The organism is Mycobacterium sp. (assembly GCF_036488105.1).
In the GTDB taxonomy this organism is placed as follows: domain Bacteria; phylum Actinomycetota; class Actinomycetes; order Mycobacteriales; family Mycobacteriaceae; genus Mycobacterium.
Genome location: NZ_DASXHW010000092.1, coordinates 1 through 1,694 on the forward strand (window position 1 = coordinate 1; position 1,694 = coordinate 1,694).

Here is a 1,694-nt window from a genome sequence, read left to right on the forward strand (position 1 = left end):
CCCGAACGCTGAGCAGGCGCTACCTGTGCCAGCGGTGCGCCTCGATCGACTGGGGATCGACCGCCAGCGCCTTCCCGGTTCGCTCGTGACTCGCCGCTGGAGCAAGCCGGATTCGAACTCCCGGTCCCAGTTGCGACGGTATCAATATGAAGCTCAGAAATAGGGCTATTCTCGGCGGCGATCATGACGGAATCGGAAAAATTCAGGACCGAGCGCCTTGTGGCGCGGCCATGGCAGCTCGAGGATCTGCCCCTTGCGATGGAATTGTGGGGAGATCCCGCCGTCACGGCGCTCATTGATTCCCGCGGCAAACTCACCAATGCCCAAGTCGGAGAGAAGCTCCGCGCCGAGAAGGATAGCATGGCTAAGAGAACTAAGGGCTCGTCAGGAAATAAACGCGCAATTTGGCGGATAGGTGTTCGGTGAGATGGTGTAGTTCCACTCGCCATGGAACTCGGCCCGTTTGAGGTTGAGGGCGGCGATCTCGGCGTCGGACACGACAATGCCGCTGGGGTATAGGCCGGTGTCGAGTTCACAGCGCACGGTGAGGCCGGTTTTGGTGGTGGTGGCCGAGATCAGCTCGACAATCACCCGATAGCTGACGAGGGGTTGGGCACGCCAGTTCTGGCTGATGAAGGAGAAAAGGCGGTGCTCGATTTTGTTCCACTTGCTGGTGCCGGGCGGCAGGTGGCTGACCACGATGTCGAGGCCGAGTTCGTTGGCCAGCTTCTGGAGTTCGCGTTTCCACAGCCGCACCGGCGAGCCGTTGCTGCCGCCTCCATCGGCGATGATCAGTAATCGGGTTGCCTCGGGATAGCGTGCCCGACCGACTGTGAGCCACCACTGGCGGATGCTGTTGACCGCAAAGGCGGCTGTGTCATGGTCGACGCCGACACTCACCCACCCGGCATTCGCGGCCAGATCATAGACGCCATAGGGCACCGCTCGGCCGAGTTCCTTGATTAGGAAGTCGTGCACCCGGACCTCTTCCGGACACCCTTGCGGTCGATACTCGCGGCCATTGTTACGGAAATCGCCGACGAGTTCCTTCTTCTTGGTGTCGACCGAGATCACTGGCTGCTGCTCGGCCAAAGCCGCGGCCACTTGGGTGTTGATATGGGCGAATTGCGCATCCCGGTCAGGGTGGCTGTCACCCTCCTTGGTCTTGCGGTTTCCTTGCAGGCTGTAACCCGTTGCATTGAGCAATTCGGCCACTAGGGTGCGGCTCACCTGGTGGCCCTGCTGCTGCAGCGCTTCGGCCAGTCGTCGCACGCTTTTGCAGGTCCACCGCAACGGCGATTCCGGATCCCCCCGCGTCGTCGGTTCGACCAGCGCCTCGAGATCCGCGATCAATGTCGGGTCCTTGACAGTCGCCGGTTTGCGTCCCGCCCCCGGCCGCCGAACTCGCTCCGACGGTTCGTCGTGCGCCAATTCCTTCAGACCCCGCCCGATCGTGCTCGGCGCCATGCCGGTTGCCATCGCGACCGCGGCAATGCCACCATAACCCGCAGCAAACGCCTCCGCCGCCGCGACCAGGCGACGGCCCCGTTCGTCGAGAAACGGCGCTACCGTGGAAAACCGCTCCCTGATGGGTTCAACATCGATCACCACCACAACATATGGTATGGATGTTCGGTTGTAAACCTATATTTTACTCTCTCAAAAGCTGATTCGGTAATTTCCGGACATGCCCT

At 61.4% G+C, this 1,694-nt stretch carries 1 protein-coding gene; it reads right to left on the minus strand.

Translation table 11 applies throughout. The features are described 5' to 3' along the window. Positions 1-384: 384 nt before the first annotated feature. Complete coding sequence (locus tag VGH54_RS05130) at positions 385-1,608, minus strand: ISAzo13 family transposase (RefSeq protein WP_331510860.1); 1,224 nt, start codon at positions 1,606-1,608, stop codon at positions 385-387. Positions 1,609-1,694 lie beyond the last annotated feature (86 nt).